Source organism: Pseudotenacibaculum sp. MALMAid0570 (assembly GCF_040151415.1).
Lineage (GTDB): Bacteria > Bacteroidota > Bacteroidia > Flavobacteriales > Flavobacteriaceae > Polaribacter.
This window is the reverse complement of record NZ_JBDKWF010000050.1, coordinates 453676-473920: the sequence shown is the minus strand read 5'-3', so window position 1 is coordinate 473920 and position 20245 is coordinate 453676. Positions and strand designations below refer to the sequence as shown.

At 33.0% G+C, this 20245-nt stretch carries 16 protein-coding genes and 2 pseudogenes; 7 read left to right on the top strand and 11 right to left on the bottom strand.

The features are described from left to right. From AAON49_RS14395 to AAON49_RS14350, 10 genes and pseudogenes are all read right to left on the bottom strand, one after another. Window positions 1–539 (bottom strand): annotated as a pseudogene (locus tag AAON49_RS14395) (heavy metal translocating P-type ATPase); the annotation flags it as partial. Next, window positions 536–898, bottom strand: a complete 363-nt coding sequence (locus tag AAON49_RS14390; protein ID WP_349555574.1) for a DUF3703 domain-containing protein — start codon at window positions 896–898, stop codon at window positions 536–538. The pseudogene AAON49_RS14395 and the gene AAON49_RS14390, both read right to left, overlap by 4 nt. 88 nt (window positions 899–986) lie before the next feature. Further along, window positions 987–2210, bottom strand: coding sequence for a hypothetical protein (locus tag AAON49_RS14385; protein ID WP_349555573.1), 1224 nt, complete (start codon window positions 2208–2210; stop codon window positions 987–989). Further along, window positions 2207–2641: a QcrA and Rieske domain-containing protein gene (locus tag AAON49_RS14380; protein WP_349555572.1), complete on the bottom strand. Its 435-nt coding sequence runs from the start codon at window positions 2639–2641 to the stop codon at window positions 2207–2209. Before AAON49_RS14380 ends, AAON49_RS14385 begins: the two co-directional genes overlap by 4 nt. Window position 2642: 1 nt before the next feature. Next, window positions 2643–3833: a di-heme oxidoredictase family protein gene (locus AAON49_RS14375; RefSeq protein WP_349555571.1), complete on the bottom strand. Its 1191-nt coding sequence runs from the start codon at window positions 3831–3833 to the stop codon at window positions 2643–2645. 146 nt (window positions 3834–3979) lie between these two features. Then, window positions 3980–4396 (bottom strand): Fur family transcriptional regulator, encoded by a 417-nt coding sequence (locus AAON49_RS14370; protein ID WP_349555569.1) that lies wholly within the window; start codon window positions 4394–4396, stop codon window positions 3980–3982. Window positions 4397–4398: 2 nt separating this feature from the next. Then, window positions 4399–5601, bottom strand: a complete 1203-nt coding sequence (locus tag AAON49_RS14365; protein ID WP_349555568.1) for an efflux RND transporter periplasmic adaptor subunit — start codon at window positions 5599–5601, stop codon at window positions 4399–4401. A 4-nt stretch (window positions 5602–5605) separates the two neighbouring features. Then, window positions 5606–9940 carry a CusA/CzcA family heavy metal efflux RND transporter gene (locus AAON49_RS14360; RefSeq protein ID WP_349555567.1) on the bottom strand — a complete coding sequence of 1445 codons (4335 nt, stop codon included), beginning with the start codon at window positions 9938–9940 and terminating at the stop codon, window positions 5606–5608. A 118-nt stretch (window positions 9941–10058) separates the two neighbouring features. After that, window positions 10059–10370 (bottom strand): DUF6660 family protein, encoded by a 312-nt coding sequence (locus AAON49_RS14355; RefSeq protein ID WP_349555566.1) that lies wholly within the window; start codon window positions 10368–10370, stop codon window positions 10059–10061. 119 nt (window positions 10371–10489) lie between these two features. Further along, window positions 10490–11002, bottom strand: a pseudogene (locus AAON49_RS14350) (JAB domain-containing protein); the annotation flags it as partial. A 258-nt stretch (window positions 11003–11260) separates the two neighbouring features. Here AAON49_RS14350 and AAON49_RS14345 point away from each other — a divergent pair. The 6 genes from AAON49_RS14345 to AAON49_RS14325 all read left to right on the top strand — a co-directional run bounded on the left by AAON49_RS14345 (window position 11261) and on the right by AAON49_RS14325 (window position 17562). Beyond that, complete coding sequence (locus AAON49_RS14345; RefSeq protein ID WP_349555565.1) at window positions 11261–12601, top strand: hypothetical protein; 1341 nt, start codon at window positions 11261–11263, stop codon at window positions 12599–12601. Next, the gene (locus AAON49_RS14340; RefSeq protein ID WP_349555564.1) at window positions 12534–13736 is read left to right on the top strand and encodes a hypothetical protein; all 1203 of its coding nucleotides are present in this window, start codon (window positions 12534–12536) and stop codon (window positions 13734–13736) included. The genes AAON49_RS14345 and AAON49_RS14340 overlap by 68 nt, the downstream gene beginning before the upstream one ends. A 9-nt stretch (window positions 13737–13745) precedes the next feature. Further along, window positions 13746–16685, top strand: coding sequence for a tetratricopeptide repeat protein (locus AAON49_RS14335; RefSeq protein ID WP_349555563.1), 2940 nt, complete (start codon window positions 13746–13748; stop codon window positions 16683–16685). Between the two features lie 238 nt (window positions 16686–16923). Next, window positions 16924–17049, top strand: coding sequence for a hypothetical protein (locus AAON49_RS14330; protein ID WP_349555562.1), 126 nt, complete (start codon window positions 16924–16926; stop codon window positions 17047–17049). 146 nt (window positions 17050–17195) lie between these two features. Further along, window positions 17196–17372 (top strand): GmrSD restriction endonuclease domain-containing protein, encoded by a 177-nt coding sequence (locus AAON49_RS14435; protein ID WP_502942998.1) that lies wholly within the window; start codon window positions 17196–17198, stop codon window positions 17370–17372. After that, window positions 17350–17562, top strand: a complete 213-nt coding sequence (locus AAON49_RS14325) for a hypothetical protein (protein WP_349555561.1) — start codon at window positions 17350–17352, stop codon at window positions 17560–17562. The genes AAON49_RS14435 and AAON49_RS14325 overlap by 23 nt, the downstream gene beginning before the upstream one ends. 117 nt (window positions 17563–17679) lie before the next feature. On the opposite strand, the gene AAON49_RS14320 is transcribed toward AAON49_RS14325, so the two are convergent. Further along, on the bottom strand, window positions 17680–17913 hold the full coding sequence (locus AAON49_RS14320) for a hypothetical protein (RefSeq protein WP_349555560.1): 234 nt from the start codon (window positions 17911–17913) through the stop codon (window positions 17680–17682). 86 nt (window positions 17914–17999) lie between these two features. Between AAON49_RS14320 and AAON49_RS14315 the strand changes: the two genes are divergently transcribed. Then, complete coding sequence (locus AAON49_RS14315) at window positions 18000–20186, top strand: T9SS type A sorting domain-containing protein (protein WP_349555558.1); 2187 nt, start codon at window positions 18000–18002, stop codon at window positions 20184–20186. The last annotated feature ends 59 nt before the right edge of the window (window positions 20187–20245 follow it).

Sequence of the window (20245 nt, the reverse complement as noted above, 5' to 3'; positions counted from 1 at the left end):
ACACGAATTTGAATTTTCTCTCCAATAGTTACATCTTCTGGGGAAACACTTGTAAAATCACCATCACGAAATACATTGGCTTCTTTTGGACGAACATCTAATAATGCTTTAATGTTTCCTTTGGCTCTTTTAACTGCTGCTCCCTGAAATAGTTCACCAACTGCATAGAATAACATCACTGCAACACCTTCTGGGTATTCACCAATGATAAATGCACCAATAGTTGCAATGGACATTAAAAAGAACTCAGTAAATACATCTCCTTTTTTGATACTTCTCCACCCTTCTTTTACTACAGGAAAACCTACAGGTAGATATGCAATACTGTACCACGAAATACGCACCCAATCTTTAAAGAAGAGAATATCAAAATAATCTGATATTATCCCTATAATAAGCATCGTAAAACTTGTAATTGCAGGTATATAGGTTTTGAAAGAACTACTATCTCCATGGTCGTGATTATGCCCGTGATCATGGCTATGTTGTTCTTCTGAATTTGGTTTTAAATCTCTTAAATTGACTTTCTTTTTTTTCATCTGCCCTCAAATAGTTTTTCAATATCATTTGGAATAGGCATAGTTTTTAATGGCGGCACATTTGAACCTCCAGTGTTACCGAGCGGGACATGATTTATAAATGATTTCCAGCCACCAACAAGCAATCTGACAACCTGTCCAAATACTTCTTTAGTGTCTTTTTGTCTAAACCCAAATTTCAGCATTAACCAATGAGAATAGGTATGCTCTAACGGGTAAGATTGACCAATAATATGACTTCGCTCTAAGTGATACCAAGCATTATTGTATTTCTCTTTTTTTAGGTAATATTTATACTGCTTTAATTCTGCATTGTATGCATCTTTTAAAGTATTAGGTATTCTCACATTGAGTCTCATATTGACTAATTTTTGATAAAATTAGTTTAATAGTTGATGCAATGGAAGTGCATTGTTTCTGCAACTAACAACCTCAAAGAAAAAACAATTAAAAGTATGATGAAATACCAAAACTAAATCCACCTGTTTTAGCTGGTTCATTGTTAAGAATGTCCGTTTGTCTTTGAATTCTATAATTCAATCGGAAAACTGTTTGTGGTGTTGGTCTAAAGCTAATAGCAGGCATTACGCTCCACAACTCATCTCCTATATTTCCACCTGTTTCATTAAATTTACCAACATTCCAATCTACATATTCTAATCGACAAGCCAAATTTAGTATCGCATTCTCCCAACCAAACATATTTTGTTTTAAAATAGGTTGAACTATATCCAAAAAACCGCCATATTGTTTATCTCCATATTGTTGTGAGTAGGTTTCAGGAATATCTACATTGATCCAAGCCCATTCCCCTGTGATAAATGTATTAGTCTTAGATAGAGTAGTGTTGTAATCTATCGCAAATACATTTAGTCTACGTTTTTCGTCCAAAATAATTCCATCATCTTGAAAGGTGTTATAAATTCCTCCCATATAAGAAAGACCAATTTCTCCAAATTTTTTATTTCTAATTGCTATTTTGGCTGTAGTTAACGGTGTACCACTTGCAGATTCTTCAAAACGTTCATCATTTTCTTTTGAAGCAGGTAAAAATGTTTTACTTTCTTCATTATCAATAATGGTATTATCAAAACCACCTGAAAGATAAATTTCATAACCAAACATCCAATCATTTTTATAGGTTTTGCCAAATAGTCCAAAACCTGCATTGCTCCATGTTGCAGGTAACATCTGTGTAGCTGAAATAGGACGATCTGTAAATTCCCATTTGGGACCATCGTGGTTTTGATTAAATGCACCAATAGGGTTGATAATAATACCTCCTCTTAGATTTAGTAATGGATGAAATTCAACATCCAAGGAAGCAAATTCAATAGCAATCTCTTTTCCTCCTTCTTCAAATTCTATTTCACTTAAAAACTTAATTTTCTTTGAAATAGTAGAAGCTACAAATAAAGTTATCCTTCGCATCTGAAATTGATGTCCTTCGGATATACCATCTGTTCCGATATGTTGCCAGTTTACCTCTGCATAACCCCCAACTGAAATAGGGAGTTTTCCAAAACTCAAAAAAGGTCTATTATATACGGCATCCATATTCAGTCGCTGTTTTACACTGTCAGTTTTTTGCCTTTTAAATAGCTTATTATCTACCTGCGCAAAACTAAAAGTAGATGATAAAATGAATATTGATATAACTAGATATTTCATGCTTCCTTTAGTGAAATAAGAATGTTTTTATTGTTCAAATTTGTTTGAAATCTGCGTAACGGACTTGATGCAGGACCACTGGTAACATTCCCTTTGTTGTCAAACTCGCTCCCATGGGCAGAACAAACCAATTTTTCACCATAGGCAGTTACTTCATTCCCTTGATGCGAACATTGCATGTATAAAGCAGTATAATTGCTTTCTGAAAATCTAAATACATAAATTGGATATTGCAGTTGTGGATTATTCACTACAAGGTATTTGAGTATTTTCCCATCCTTTTCAAAATTTGATAAGGGTACAAGTAAATTCTCCCCTTTAATAGAGGCAGTAATACTTTTTGTCGAAACACATGCTTGTAATAGTGGGGCAAATACTGTTGCTCCTAGACAGGCATATCCACAAGTTTTGATAAATTCTTTTCTTTTCATTTTATAATGATTCTAAAAACTTGATTAAACTAGCTCTTTCTGATTCAGAAAGGTTTTGAAATTGGTTTTTACTGTTTTCAGCTTCACCACCGTGCAATAATATGGCTTCTTCAATACTTTTTGCTCTTCCATCATGTAGTAAAAAATACTCCCCCCCTTGTGTAGATGGCGATAACCCTAGTCCCCAAAGTGGTGGCGTTCTCCATTCTGAGCTTAAAGCATTCCCTTCTGTATAACCATCATCTAGACCACTGCCCATATCGTGTAATAAAAGATCTGTATAAGGGTTAAATTCTTTGTATGAAAGAGCCTCAATTGAAGAGTAACCAGTTGATAAGGTAGGCATATGACAAGCCGCACAATTTATTCGGTTAAACAGAGTCTTGCCATTAATTACTTCAGGGTCGTCTTGATCTCTTGGAATAGGAGCCTTTAGGGTTTCTAAGTAAACAACTACATCACGAACAACATTGTCTGAGACTTCAGGATCGATAGATAAGCCACTATATGTATCTATAAGGTTAAAAGTTGAAGTGATACCCATATCTTGATTATAAGCTCCTACTGTTTGGTCTAATAAATCATAGGCTGCTGCTTTTTTACCAAATCGATGAATGTACTGTCCATTCTGTGTAATAGCATTAGAGGCAGGTACAATAAACTCTTTTAACGTAATCCAATGTGGAACTCCTGAAATACCATCTCCATTTGTATCATTTGGATCAGCCATTGCCAAAATATCTGCATCTGTTACATATTGTAAAAAACCTAAACCAGTAACAGCTGGGGGTGTAAATTTTGAAAATGTAGCTCCATTTGGTAAGCTTTCAGGTTGGTATCCAGGTAGAGCTCTATTTTGAAGCTGTGGACCTCCCATATTTAGAAATTGATTACCTGTATTGTCAGATTGTCCAAAACGGGTAAGTGTTGTAAACGGATGCCCTTTTCCATCTCCTGCATGGCAACTTATACAACTATTAGTAACAAATAATGGGCCTAATCCTGTAGATGAAGTAAACACCTCACTAAATGCTTGATCACCTCTTAAAAATTGGGCTCGTTGTGCAAATGTTAACCCTTCCACTTCTCCATCGAGCACTTCTTCACTTTTGGGGAGAATGGGTTCATATTGTTCACATGAAATAAAAGCAATAAAGCAAATTGCTATGAATAATAATACTTTAATCTTCATATTTTGACTCATTTTCGAGCACAAATATAATAAATTTAAGCAAGTATAAAAATATTTTTAGACTAGCCTAAAAATATTTTCATACTTAAACATGTTATGAATTCTAATGATTAAGAAACACTTTATTCATTCCATACAGAATGGTATTATTGCCCGCTGCATTTATCACAAATACCTTTTACCACCAAGTTTACATTTTCCGAAATAAAGCCTTCAGGTACTTTTATTTGAGGGATTTTGTGATCTGTTAAACAAATAGTCTCTCCACAATTATTACAATGAAAATGTAAGTGAAGATCCTTTTTTATATCACAATCACAACCTTGTTCACACAAGGCATATTTAGTAATCCCTGTACCATCATTTATTTGATGAACAATAGCCTTTTCTTCAAAGGTTTTTATAGTCCTGTATAGTGTTGTTCTATCTACTTTTTCAAACACATTTTCTATATCACTTAATGTGACAGCGATTTGTTTTTCTGCTAAAAATTTATAAATCAATAGACGCATTGCTGTAACACGAATATTTTTAGATATTAAAAGCTGTTCAATTGTTTCCATAATTAATCATCGTGTTCTGCTTCTCCTTTTTTCATTTCCGCCATAAGATAATAAGCATTATTGTAAGCAAATTTTGTACTTTCTTCTATTTCTTTAATAAATTGAATCGCTACCCATTTACCATCTTTTCCCCCAATAATTACCTCGACAGGTTTAAAGCTCCAATTATCATTTTCCTTTTCTCCCGAAAAGACGTAATGTTTATCTCCTTCTTTGAAAATGGCACTTTCAGGCAAAGCGGATACTCTATTTTTATCTACTTGTATTCTCCCTTTAATATACATTCCAGGAATTAAGTTACCATTTTTATTTTCTATTTCTGCATGAACATGGACTGCTTTTGGGTTCTCTTCAAAAGTTTTGCTAACAGAATATATTTCCGCTGTAAGTTCTGTATCTGGAATAGATTGCACTATAAAATCTACTTTTTGACCTTTCTTCACTTTATAGACATCTTTTTCAAATACCATTAGATCTGCGTGTACGTGGTGCGTATTAACTACTTCAAACAACTCTGTTTGTGGCTCTACATATTGACCTGTCTTAACTTCAACCTTTTGCACAAAACCTTCTATTGGGCTTAATAATGGTATTTGTTGAGTAATACTGCCATTACTCAGAGATGTAATATTAATATTTAGTATTTTTAATTGGGCAGCTAGGCCGTTTACCATTAATTTTGAAGCATCGTATTCAGCTTCAGCCTTTTGAAAATTAGCACCAGATCCTACACCTCCATCATATAATTTTTTCTGACGCTCATAATTCTTTTTCAAAAAATTATTATTGCTGTAAGCATTTAAATAATTAGTTTGTAGTTTTATAATATTCGGATGTGAAAGGTAAGCCACTACCTGACCTTTACTGACTTTATCACCTTCAATCACTTTAATAGATACTACGTTAGCACCAACGATAGAAGTAATTGCAGCTTCGTTTTGAGGAGGAACTTCTAATGTTCCGTTAGCTTCGACATAACCGCTCATATTGCGTAATGAAAGTGAATCAATTTTCATTTTAAGAGCTTCAAACTGTTGTTGAGATAATATTACTTCTTCTTCATTATGTTCTTCGCCCATCTCAGTTTTAAATTCTTCTTTATTGGAATGACTATCATTCTCGCTTTGGCTTTCCTTATTACCACAAGCTGTAACAAGAAATACTAATATTGATATTGTTAGAATTTTATATGATATATTTTTCATTGTCTTATTTATTAAAATATTGTAATTGAAATGTACTTTCTAAATAATTGATTAATGCTGTTTGAGATTCTAGCTCAGATTGGATGGCTTCTTTTATTAACTGCGTAAATGTGGTATAATCTATTTCCCCTTCCTTATACGCAAATAAAGCACCCTTTTTTTGTTCTTTGGTTACTATGAGTACTTTATCTTTATAAAACTCCCAAGTTGCTTTCCATTTCTTATAATTTTCTTTGGCTTGCAAATATCTTGATTGCACTTCCTTTCTTTTAAATTGCAGATTTGTTTCTATAATTTCTTTATCAACTTTAGCCGTTCTTATTTTAGCTCTGTTAGTACCTGATAAAAATGGAATAGAAATACCTGCTTGATAACTATAAAATCCTGAATTTCCGTTTACTTTTTGTAATCCACCCTGCAAGTTGAATTTCGGCAAGCTACCTACTTTAGCAGCTTTATATTTTGCTTTTGCTTCACTTACTAAATTCTGTGATATGCTATATAAAGGATGTTGCTCAATTTTAAAAGCATCATTGTCAGTTAACAAATTATCACCAAACTCATCTGAAACGGTAAAGATTCTATCTGAAACTAACCAGAGATTTAACTGCTGCAAAGCAACAATATAATCGCTATGCGCTTGTGTTTTTTTACTCTGAACTTGTAAAGCTTGATTTTTAGCAGCTGAATACTCTAATTTGGAAATCGCTTCGACTTCATAATTTAAGGCTACTGCTTTTTCAAAGTTGTTATAAATAGAATCCAATTCTTTATAGAGGTTGTATTTCCTTTTCATTTGATAACAATAAGCCCACGCCTTTTTAACTTCCAATTCCAATTCCAGTTCTGAAAGTTTATAGGCTTTTTGTGCTAATTGAATACGTTGCTCTTGTAATCGTTTTTTTGCACCAATACCAAATATATCTATGCTGGACTGACCTATACCAACGGTAGTGTAAACTCCGTTATCGCTATTGATCTCTTCGCCACCGGTAAAGATTTTAGTTGTACCAAAATCATAGGCTATAGTTTTTAATTGTTCTTGCTTTGTGATTTCTAACTGTTTTTGCTTTAAAAGAGGGTAATTGCTTTTTGAGAGTTTTACAGCCTCTAACAATGTTATTTTTGGAAGTGTATCGGTTACGTCTTGTGCATTGCTCTTTAACGAAAAACCAAATAGCATCACTAAAACGACTGTTGCTGTAATCATTTTTTTATTTGATTTAAAAGTAAATGACTTGTTCTCTACCCAATGATATAAAATTGGTAGAACAAACAAGGTAAGTAATGTAGAGGTCAACAAACCACCAATAACTACAGTTGCTAATGGGCGTTGTACTTCTGCACCTGCTGATGCAGAAACTGCCATCGGTAAGAAACCTAAAACATCAGTAAAAGCCGTTAGCATAATAGGTCTAATCCTTCTTTTTGTACCTTCTATTATCCTGTCTTTTAGATTAGTTACACCTTCTTCTTTTAACTCATTGAGTCCACTAACCATAACCAGCCCATTTAAAACAGCAACACCAAATAGTACTATGAAACCTACACCAGCCGATATACTAAATGGCATATCACGTAACCACAAAGCAACAACGCCACCAATCGTAGCCATTGGGATAGCTATATAAATCATTAAGGTTTGTGGTAATGATTTTAATGCAAAGTATATCAATATAAAAATGAGTAACAATGCAATAGGCACAACAGTTAGTAAACGACCACTGGCCCGCTCTAAATTTTCAAAAGCACCACCATAACGAATAAAATAACCAGATGGTAGCTCTAATTGCGCATCTAATTTTGATTTAATTTCAGTTACCAATGATTTTACATCTCTTCCCCTAACATTAACACCCACATAAGTTCTTCTGTTAGTGTTATCTCTACTTATCTGCATTGGACCCGCTTTATATGATATGTCAGCGACTTCTTTTAATGGTATTTGAGCACCAGATGGTAAGTTGATAAACAGGTTTCTTATATCAGTTATGTCTTTTCGGTTTTCAGAACTCAAGCGTACTACTAAATCAAAACGTTTTTCACCTTCAAAAATAACGCCTGCTGTACCTCCAGCAAATGCAGATTGTACGGTCTGGTTTAACGTGTTTATCTGTAATCCGTATTGAGCTAACTTATTTCTATTATAGACAATCGTCATCTGAGGCAAACCTGTTGTAGCTTCCGCTTTCATATCACCTATGCCTTCTGTTCCTGCAATAATCTTTGATATTTCTTGAGCTTTTTGTGAAAGTACATTAATATCTTCACCATAAAGTTTTATTGCTATATCTTCCCGTACACCTTCAAGTAATTCATTAAAACGCATTTCAATAGGTTGGGTAAATTCATAATTAACGCCAGGAACAATTTCAACTGCTTCTTTCATTTCTTCGATAAGTTCATCTTTTGAAGATACTGTTGTCCATTCACTTTTTGGTTTTAGAATTACGAATACATCAGCAATATCCATTGGCATTGGGTCAGTAGGTATTTCAGCAACACCTATACGACTGACAATTTTATCTACCTCTGGAAATTTTGACTTTACAATTTGCTCAATTTTAGTTGTTGTTTCAATAGTCTCTGTAAGAGAACTTCCAGGCTTTAAAATAGCGTGAAATGCGATATCACCTTCATCTAATTGTGGTATAAATTCTCCACCCATTTTGGTAAACATAAAAACTGCAAGTGCAAATAGACCTATGGCAACACCAATAATTAATTTTCCTTTTTGTAAAGCTCTTTCTAACAATGGTTGGTATTTGTTCTCTACCCAATGAACAAATTTGTCGCCATACGATTTTTTATCTGATTTTGGAGCTTTTAACACCAAAGCAGACATCATAGGCACATAGGTAAGACACAGCACCATTGCTCCAATCATCGCAAAAATAAAGGTTAATGCCATTGGCTTGAACATCTTTCCTTCGATACCCTCTAATGCAAGAATTGGCAGAAACACTATTAGAATAATTAATTGACCAAAGAAAGCAGCGTTCATCATTTTTTTTGAAGCAGATGATGTTATACTATCACGTTCTTTTGAGGACATTTTTTTCTTTTTAATTACTTGAGATGCAATCAAGAATACTGTAGCCTCGACAATTATAACTGCACCATCGACAATGATTCCAAAGTCGATAGCTCCCAAACTCATTAGGTTAGCCCAAACACCAAAAACGTTCATCAAAATGAAAGCAAATAATAGAGATAATGGAATCGTGGAAGCAACAATTAAACCGCCACGCCAATTACCAAGTAAGAATATGAGCACAAATATGACTATCAATGCACCTTCTATTAGGTTATTAGCAACAGTTGAAGTTGTCTCACCTATTAGTTTGCTTCTATCTAAAAGAGGTTCTATAACAACACCTTCGGGTAACGATTTTTGAATTTGCTCCATTCTTTCTTTTACATTCTCAATAACATCATTAGAATTAGCGCCTTTAAGCATCATCACCAAACCACCGACAACTTCACCTTCACCATCTTGTGTCAAAGCACCATAACGAATTGCAGAACCATATTGAACCTTTGCAATATCATTTATAGTAACAGGAACATTATTGATGGTTTTAACTGTAATCTTTTTAATATCATCTAAACTACGTACCAAACCTTCTCCTCGAATAAAATTAGCTTGATGGTTCTTCTCGATATAAGCACCTCCGGTATTTTGGTTGTTTACTTTAAGAGCTTCAAATACATCTGAAATGGTCAATCCTATAGCCTTTAAATCATTAGGATCAACTGCAACTTCGTATTGTTTTATTTTTCCGCCTATGGCATTTACTTCTACAACACCATCTACCATAGCCATTTGTCGTTGTACTATCCAATCTTGCATTGTGCGTAAATCGGAAATTGAGTATTGGTCTTTATACTCAGGTTTTACTTTAAGCGTATATTGATATATTTCTCCTAGCCCTGTGGAAATAGGACCCATTGAAGGTTCTCCAAAACCTTCAGGAATTTGTTCTTTTACTTGGTTAAGTTTCTCTGCTACCAATTGGCGTGGCAAATAGGTTCCCATATCATCATCAAAAACAATGGTTACGACAGATAAACCAAAACGTGAAGTAGAGCGAATTTCTTCGACATTAGGCAAATTACTCATAGCAACCTCTATAGGATACGTGATTATTTGCTCAATATCTTCTGTCCCTAAATTTGGAGACTGTGTAATTACTTGTACTTGATTATTTGTAATGTCTGGAACAGCATCTATAGGTACTTTGGTCATACTCCATATACCAGCTCCAATGATGGTTAGCGTGAGCAAACCAATGATAAATTTATTGTTGATTGAAAAATCAATGATTTTATTAATCATAAAAATGTATTAATTCAGTTAAACTATTCGATGTACACCAGTTCGATTACTAAAAACCAGTGTAATGAGAACCTTGTTTTGGTTCATAAATGGATATATCTATCCTATAAAAACTGAATTAAGCTTGTGGCGGTTGCCAAATAGAAGAATGAAAATCAAATCTGTAGTTTGATTGATATAAGGAAACTATTTTCGTAGAGATTTTTTCACTGTAACTTAGGTCGTAAAGTTCAATAGACAAGTAGGTTATTGACATTCCACAACAACTACAAATACAAGTGGCAGGACAAGTATCATTGCTATCGTCTTGGTGATTATGATTAACGCTTATTTCATCTTGAAATTGGTCTTCAAAATTTTGACCATCAGAACACGGGTTCAATGATAAAAACAGCATTATTAATGACAGTAAGATTGCTAATGACTTCATCAAAGCAAAGGTAAAAAAATAATCATGCAATGGTTGTGCAAATACAGAATAACAACAGCAGAAGTTAACTAACCCTTATTTTTAATACAAAAAGCAATATTGTACGGACTTTTTTAGAATTATTTCTTTCTAACCTTTAACTTTTTGACCTCTTCAATAGCTAGACCTGTAGATTCTGAAATTATTTCATTGCTTACATCATTTCTTTTAAGCTGTTTGGCAATTTCCAAGGCTTCTTCTTTTTTTGCTCTACTTTTCTCAATCTCTAATTTTAGGGATTTGACCTCTTCTTTTTCTTTCCCCGCTAATTCTAATAAACCGTTAATCTCAAAATCTTTAATAAATCCTACATCAGCAAAACTAAAGTACTCTTTTTCAGTGATGACTAAATGGTCTACAACATCAATCTCAATGATTTTTGCAGCTTTGAGCAACCTATCAGCCAACTCTTTATCTGATTCAGAATCGTCAATTTTTCCACTTTGATGATTATGAACCATAATCATTGATACTGCCAGTTCATAGATTCCCATTCGAAAGACATCTGGAGGAGAAATGTATACTCGATTAGAACGTCCAATGGGAATTAACTCTATGAACAAAATTGTGTTGTTATTGTCTAATCCTACTGCCCAAAAATATTCTTAACTTCGTCTGATTTTATTTTGACGGAGTAAAATTTGTTACATGATCTAATAAATATCCTCAGAGTTCAGGATTTTTATTTTCTGTGCTTCAGTAAGTCGTACATTCATAGCTCAAATATACAAATTTGAAAGAGAGATTAGTTGTAAATGGATATTTGGTGGATTATATTTTTTTAAGTATTCATAAATATATCATCCTTCTGGCTCTAAACATATTTCATTACTTTTGATAAAAGAGCAACTATGAACATTGTAAAAAGCAAAGAGTTATTTTGGAAACTCTTCAAAGCAAAAGATGAAAACGACCTGCAATTAATTATAGATAATTACGAAGTTGTTTTTCAAAACTCAAATTGGAAACCTTTAGGAAACAACAAAAGTAATTATGGTGTTGTAAAAAATCAACAATCTAGCCCAATTGCAGCACTTATAGAAAAAACAACAAACTCAATTGATGCTTTATTAACAAAAAAGTGTTGGGAATTAGGAATAGACCCTAAGTCTGAAGATGCACCAAATTCAATGGATGAAGCGATAGAATCTTTCTATCCAAACAATAATTGGGATTTAAAAGAATTCAGAAAATCTCAAGCTGAAGAAATTCAAATTATAGCGGATGGAAAGGGTCCAAGAAATAAGTTTAAAAAAATTCCTACTTCAGTTATAATATATGACAATGGTGAAGGACAGCATCCAGAAAAGTTTGAAGAAACGTTCCTTTCGCTTCTTAGAGGAAATAAAAACAATGTCCATTTTGTTCAAGGCAAGTATAATATGGGAGGAAGTGGAGCAATCGTCTTTTGTGGTAAAAAAAGGTATCAACTTATAGCTTCTAAAAGGTTCGACAACACCGGTGATTTTGGTTTTACATTAGTTAGAGAGCATCCAAAAACTGAAAACGATCAAGCTAAAGAAACTTGGTACGAATATTTATTAATAGATGACAAAATTCCCTCATTCAAAATAGATAGTCTTGATTTAGGGTTAGAGAATAGAGTATTCAAAACAGGTACAATTATTAAAATGTATTCCTATCAGTTTCCAAAAGGATATTCTGGATTTGCACAAGACTTAAACCAGAGTATTAATGAGTTTCTATTTAGCCCTGCTCTTCCAATGCTAACTATAGATACAGCCGAAAGATACCCAAACAATAAAGTGCTTTCGAATGATCTATTTGGTCTTAAAAAAAGACTTCAAAAAGAAAAAGGAGATTATATATCAGATCAATTTTCTGAAACTTATGAAGATGAGTTATTTGGAAAAATGAAAGTTTCATGTTTTGTTTTTAATGTCAAAATCAAAGAATTTGATTTGAAGAAGACCAAGGATGAAATCAGGAGAAGGTACTTTAAGAATGGTATGAATGTCATGTTCTCTATGAATGGTCAAGTACATGGTTTTTATACTTCTGAGTTTATTACACGCTCATTGAAACTTAATCTTTTAAAAAATCATCTTTTGATTCATGTAGATTGTACAGAAATGAAATATGAATTTAGAAAAGAACTCTTTTATGGCTTCTCGAGACAGATTAAAAGATGGAGAAGAAACACAACAATTGAGGCATTACTTAGCATCTAAATTGAGTTCGAAGGATGGAAGGTTAAGCGAAATACAGAAGTTTAGAAGGCAAGCAGTTAATGTTGATACATCAACAAATACAAATCAGTTGCTTAAAAACTTTACTAAAAACCTTCCCTTAAATTCAGACTTAATGAAGTTACTAGGGGACACATTTAAGTTAGATTTAAAAAAGGATACTAAAAACAAAAAAAAGAAGAAAAAATCTGATTCCAAAAAGATTGAAACGCCCTTTTTACCTCAAAGATTCCCATCACAATTCAAAATAAACTCTAAAGCTAAAGGAGATACAGAGATTGCAAAAATTCCTCTTAATGGAGAGAAAACTATTCGCTTTAGCACAGATTGCGCAAATGATTATTTTGATAGAACTGATGAACCTGGAGAACTCAAAATAGCTGTTTTAAAAGTAAAAGAAAACGAAACTAAAGGAGGTAATGAAACTGGAGAGCCAAAAGAAGTTAGCGAACTATTCAATGTTAACAAAAGTAGCCCTAATAAAGGGGCTATAAGAGTTAGTTTTAACCCTAAAGAAGAACTAAAAGTAAGTGATACTGTTCAATTAAAAGTGTCTCTAACTTCTCCAAATGGAGATTTTGATGAAATTTTTTGGGTCAAGATATCTGGTTCTGAAGAGAAAAAGGAAAAAATACCTACAGATGAACATGATAATGAACCTTTAGGGTTACCTAAAATGGTTTTTGCTTATGACAACAAAGAAGAAAAGGGTGAAAATGCAGTCTCTTGGGAAGATGTTGAAGAAGCTACTGGTTTAGATATAGATTTTAAAACAGTAATGGTTCCTGAGGCAGAAGGAGATAATTTGAACAGTATTTTCATAAACATGGACAGTACTGTGTTAAAAAACTTCAAATCTAAATACAATAACCCTAATGAAGAACAAATTGAAATAGCTAATAGAAAGTACTACACTGCTGTATATTTTCATACTTTATTTTTATATACCATTACCAAAAACAGAGGGTATCAAATTAACCAAAAGAACGAAAACACGAATCAATTTGAAGAAGTAGATTTAGGGCAATATTTAAAAGACTTATTTGACCATTATTACTCTACATTTATTTTGAATTTTGGTGGTATGGAAGAAATGATGCAAGGATTAGCTGATTAATAAAAAGATATGTCAAAAAGACTTTTAAACGATACTGAAGCCTGTATCCATTTAGGAATAACAAAAGAACTCCTTTATGCATATGTGCGAAATGTACCAAAAAAAGCTTTAGATCATAATCGAAAACTTATTTCAGAAGAAGTCAATGGAAAAAATATGTTCGATGTAAGTGAACTAGATTCTTTTGATGCATATTTGAAAGATCCATGGTCAAATGAAGGTGGTAAGCGTCCAGATATTCCATCTTATATCCAAGACTATCTAAAAACTGAAATTGGGGGAAAGTGCCCAATAACCGAAAAAGGTTTCCCTCTCGAAAATGCTCACATTGAAGATTACAGTGTCTCGAAAAGCCATCACCATCATAATATTATTCGAATTGCAAAAGATGAGCATACTAAATTTGATAAAGGTTTACTATCTAAAGAACTATTAAAAAAGACTAAGTCTAGTTTGATTGAAAATATTAGAAGGAATTTAAGATTAGAGAATGAGGCTGATGGATTATCCTTTGGTCTACCCAAACCATATCATCTTTTTATCGGACGCGATTTAGAATTATTAAAAGTAACCTCTTTAATGGAGATTAAAAGACTTATAGTTATTCAAGGGATTGGAGGTGTCGGAAAAACACAACTTTTATTGAACGCTATAAATAGTGTAAATTATCACAACCCTGTTTTATGGATAGATATTGAACCTATTAGTACAATTAATGATCTTATATTAGTCATATCAAATGAAATTGCAAAGATCATAGATAAACCTATCATGACCACATTGATAGATACTATAGCATCTCTCCAAATTACTATTGTGTTAGATAGTTTGGAAAAACTACTGATTCCTTATAGGGACAAAACAGAAGACTTTATTCAACTCTTGATGACACAGACAGACAATGTTCAACTACTTATAACTAGTCAAATCGATCTATCTATTTTTGATAATGAAAAAGCACTATTTAATTTATATGGAGTTTCAGATTCGTCTAGCAAGTCCATATTAAATCATCTAGTAAATGAAAAAAATCATGTTGAGGAACAACAATTGAATTGGATCATAAATTTTTGTGGAGGTCATCCACTTTCTCTTAAGTTAATATCCTCATTAATAAATTTCTATAAAAATTGTGATGTAGCTATCAACCAACTTAAAAAAACTAACTCTCTTAAACAACCTCTTAGAGTAAAACACAGTAAATCAACTGCTTTATCAATATGCTTAGACACTATTTATTCTAGCTTAAATAAAGATCAAAAAAAAATCTTACACTACTCTAAGTTCTTCCCAGCTGGTTCAAAAGAACCTTGGATAAAAGGCGATTTAAATTTACCAGATTTTGATACGGATTTAGCAGTTTTACAACAATTCTTTCTAGTTAATGTTAATATTGACACTCTTAATTTTCGCCGTATTTTAATACAAAATCCAATTAGGAAATTTCTTTACGATCATGCAATTGGATCCTCAATTGAAAGTCATAATAAATATGAAAAGAAAATATGGCTTAATATTTCAATTGAAGCCATGCTAGTTGATCATAATTATATTGAAACAAGCTTAAGAGGTTCCGCCGAATATGGTATTTCTAGAATAGAGACTGAGCTTCCTAATATTATGGAAGCATTCTATCTTTCAAAAAAGAAACTAGAAAATTCTAATATTCAGTTAACGAAGAAAGATCAAGATGATTTTAGGTTAATTATGGGAAATATTGCCTCTTCATTGGGCAAATTCTTTTTCGTTCGTGGCTTTTTCAAACAAGGGGTTTCAATTGCAAAAGAAGGGATAAAAATTAGTTTAGAACTACAAATGTTCGAATCAGCTGCAACACAATATATGTATCTTAGCCAGATACAGTCTAGGCAGCATAATTTAAAAGGTTTTACTAAAACCATAGAAGATTTGTATAATTTGACCAAATTGACAAATGATGAGTATGTTAATATCTGTTATAATTGGTTGAAAGCAAGGTTACATTCCATAAATAGAGAATTTAAAGTTTCCTTGTCTTATTTTAATAAAGTTATTACTATGTTGGAACTAAGAATAAAAAAAAGTTCTGACAAAAATGATTTTGTGTTTAATACAGAATTATGGGAAATGACAAAAGTTCAATCTAAAGGAAATATTGGATTAGTATATACGGAAATTGCAAAGATTTATGAGTCCTCTCAAGATTATGAAAAAGCACTAAAATATTACAAGAAAGGACTTAATATTCAATTAAGTTTAAAGGATGAAGTAAATGCCTTTAGCTGTTATTATCAAATTGCAAATTGCAATATAGAATTGAGAAGGCCGAACAAGGCTATTAAATACTATTTCATTTGTGTTGAAGGATTTCTGCGTCATGGCAATCATGAATATCTTGCTAATACTCTGGCGGAATTGGGGAGACAATCAGAAACTCATCCAGAAGTACTAAAAAATAAACTTTTAACAGGCCGTGTTTTTGAACTTGCATTAGATAATTTAACCTATCGTTTACATAACTTTGTTGATAGGCAAAGATCAATAAATGCAAATACTGAATCAATTATTCAAGGAATTCCTCACGAACTAATAGGGCAAATGACTCTTTTAACTATGCTTATAAGCCTATCAGAACATAAAGACTATTTATATGATTGGGCAATTGATTTAAATGAGGGATTGAAGTATACAGCTACAGAAATAAATATTTTTTCTACTATAATTAACCTTGCACATGCTATAGGCTCAGTTGATTATTGGAAAGAGAAGCCACAAAATGAAAGCCAACTTCCATTAAATACAATTCTCCAAAGTTGTCTAATAATAAATGGCGGCCCAGATCTTAAAAGTAAAACACGAATTTTTTATTGGCTAGCTCAGTGGATGCAACATATGAATTTGGATAAAGAAGCAACTGCCGTAAAATTATGGGATAAAGCTTGGAATTCTTTTGAGAATACAACTATTTAATTCATTTTACTCTTAAGGTTTATAAATACTCTTAAAACCATTGATTTTATTAATTTTTTCAATTGAGAATTTAAAATACAAACTGGCAAAGACGGAGTAAAAGGGGTTTCTAAATCAACGATTAAAAAGAGAATTGCAATTCTAAACAAGCTTATTAAATATGAGGCTAAAACAAAGAGAAAGCTAAGGGTTAAAGATATTGACTTAAACTTTAGAAATTCCTTTATAGATTTTTTAGATGAAAAATGAAAAGTTATCTGAGGGAACAATCGGAAGATATATTAAAGAAGTAAAGACTATTTGTACTGATGCTGTAGTACTTGTTAATGAAATTAGTGGATTTCCTGCACAAGGAGCTTTTTAAGCAAACACCTATGTTTTACGTACAGTAAAATTAATAAACTACTAATTACTTGCAATTAAAAATTAGATTTAAGTTCTTTACTTATAAGGACATATAACTATCAAAAAGCCATTGATAAAGAATAACAAAAAGGATATTGTACTTAAATCAATATTACCTATTTAACAGAAAACGAAACAGAGCAAATAAAAATCCCACAATTTCAAAGACATTTTGTTTGGTATTTAGCTTCTTCGGCAAAATTGATTGATAGTATTCTTAAAGTATATCCTATAAGTACTTTCATTTATTGGAGAACAAATGAAAGATTGCGAGCAATATAGAGATATAGGAAATATTGAACTCCCTGAACCTAAAGAAGGAGAATTTGTTAATTATGTTTTGGATTTTCAGCAAAGAATTACATCTCTTTTTGCAGTGTTAAGAGGAGAAACAATTGTTCGTGATAATGGTAAGCATCAAGATTTTTCTTCAATTTATATTGATTTTGATGCAAAAAAGATGAAGACATAGTTGTGGTAGAGGCAGCAGAAAAAAGCCTTTTACATATGTAAAACTGAATGATTTAATGAATAAAGTAGGGAGGTTTTTCAACGATTTTCCTGAAAAGTATGATGACACTATTGACAACTACAAGAAGACCTCTTGCCAAATAGACCATCGCTCTGGCTGGAAAAACTTAGTGAAGATTTTAGGAACAAGAAAATAATTCAGAGCCAACACAAAGGATATGTGCATTCCTATACCAGAAACATATAAAACTCTGTATTTCTCAACTACATCAGCAATTCCAAACCCTAAAATAATAATCAACTTAGTTTGAATAGTTTCGACAAGAGGATAAGGGCGTTTAAACCAAGTCATGTGTTCCAAATCAGATTCAGCTATGTTAAAAAACTTCTATTTTTGTTGTATATTTTTTTTAAGTTTGTCAAAACTAGATTTTACGGATGAATAGAATGAGGCTTTTACTAGGAATTGTATTGCTATGGACAGGGATTATAGAAGCACAACATTCGGTAGCTAGAGATTGGAATGAAGAATTGTTGTATGCTATTCGGAATGACTTTGCTAGACCTACGGTACACGCACGTAATTTATTTCATAGCTCTGTTGCTATGTACGACTCTTGGGCCGTTTTTGATAATACTGCTGAACCCGTTTTCTTGGGAAAAACTTATGGAGGATATACATTTACATTTGATGGAATAGCTACTCCAACCGATATAGAGGCCGCAAGACATGAAATGATGAGTTATGCAATGTTTCGTTTAATAAGCCATCGATTTGCTTCTTCTCCAGGATCCGTAGACATTATGAGTAGTATTGCTACGCTTTTTCAGTCTTACGGATATGACGATACTTTTAATTCTGTAGATTATAGTTCAGGGTCTTATGCCGCTTTGGGAAATTATTTGGCGCAAGAGATTATTGCTTTTGGAATGCAAGATGGGTCTAATGAAGCAAATGATTATGACAACTTGCATTATAGTCCAGCCAATGATCCTTTGATCTTGAACTTGTATGAAGATAATTTGTTGACTGATCCAAATCGTTGGCAACCTTTGGCTTTTGATGTTTTTATCGATCAAAGTGGAAATCCTTTCCCTTTGAATACACCTGCTTTTTTAAGTCCAGAATGGGGTGAAGTAATTCCCTTTTCATTACGAGGAGAAGATTTACAAATCCTTAATAATGGATTTGACAGCTATGTATACAATGATCCGGGACCACCAGAATACATTCAAAACTCCGCTTCAGATGGAATTGATGATCCCTACAAATGGCATTTTGCCCTGGTGATTGCTTGGTCCGCTCATTTGGATCCAGCCGATAATACCATGATTGATATTTCTCCAGGTTCACTTGGAAATGTTCAAATCTCTCAATTTCCAGAAACTTTTACAGAATATCAAAACTTCTACAACTTTATGGATGGTGGAGATTTGGGAACAGGACACACTTTGAATCCATTCACCAATGCTCCCTATGCAACTCAAATAGTAAAACGAGCTGATTATGCCCGTGTATTGGCAGAGTTTTGGGCAGATGGCCCTGATTCTGAAACACCTTCTGGTCACTGGTTCACACTTATGAATTATGTAAGTGATCATCCAGAAACGGTAAAACAATTCAACGGTCAAGGTGCTATTTTGAGTGATTTAGAATGGGATGTAAAGAGTTATTTAGTTCTAGGTGGAGCCATGCACGATACAGCGGTTGATACTTGGGGAATTAAAGGGTATTACGATTATATTCGACCAATTTCTGCCATACGATATATGGCTTTGAAAGGTCAAAGTACAGATCCTGGTCAGACAAGTTTTGATCCACATGGATTGCCTTTAATTCCAGGGTTGATTGAACTCATTGAAACCGGTGATCCACTAGCGGGTGATATGGATGTAAATGTTGGGAGAATTAAAGTAATGTCTTGGAAAGGACCAGATTTTATTTCAGATCCCACAACAGATATTGCAGGAGTAGATTGGATTTTAGGTACTGAATGGTGGCCTTATCAAAGACCAACTTTTGTAACGCCTCCTTTTGCAGGATATCTATCAGGACATTCTACCATCTCTAGAGCGGCTTCAGAAGCACTTACTCTCATTACTGGAGATAAGTTCTTCCCAGGTGGAATGGGAACTTTTGATGTGGCGCAAAATGATTTCTTAGTTTTTGAGCAAGGTCCTTCAGAAAGCTTTACTCTACAATGGGCAACTTATCAAGATGCTTCCGACCAAACAAGTTTATCACGTATTTGGGGTGGAATCCACCCTCCTATTGATGATATTCGAGGAAGGTTGATTGGAGAGAAAATTGGCAAGGATGCATTTGACTTGGCTGAAGCCTATTTTACAGGAGATATTTTAAGTGTGAATGAAGAGGAAATTCAAGCGAATACTTTAATATATCCTGTTCCTATTCAGGATGAAATCAATATTAGAACTCCGTATTTGCAAGAGTTAACAATTGAGGTTGTCTCTATTATTGGAGCAGTTGTGAAAAAAGAAATCAAAAAAAATCACAATGGACAATTTTCTATGGCTACTAATGATTTGGCTAATGGTGTGTATTTGATCAAAGGAATTTCTAAAAACAATCAAGTAATCTTTCAAAAGAAGATCATTCGATAACCTACAAACAGTATTTTTGGTAATCTTGCTCAATTAAATTTGGGTTCGTAGCAACATTG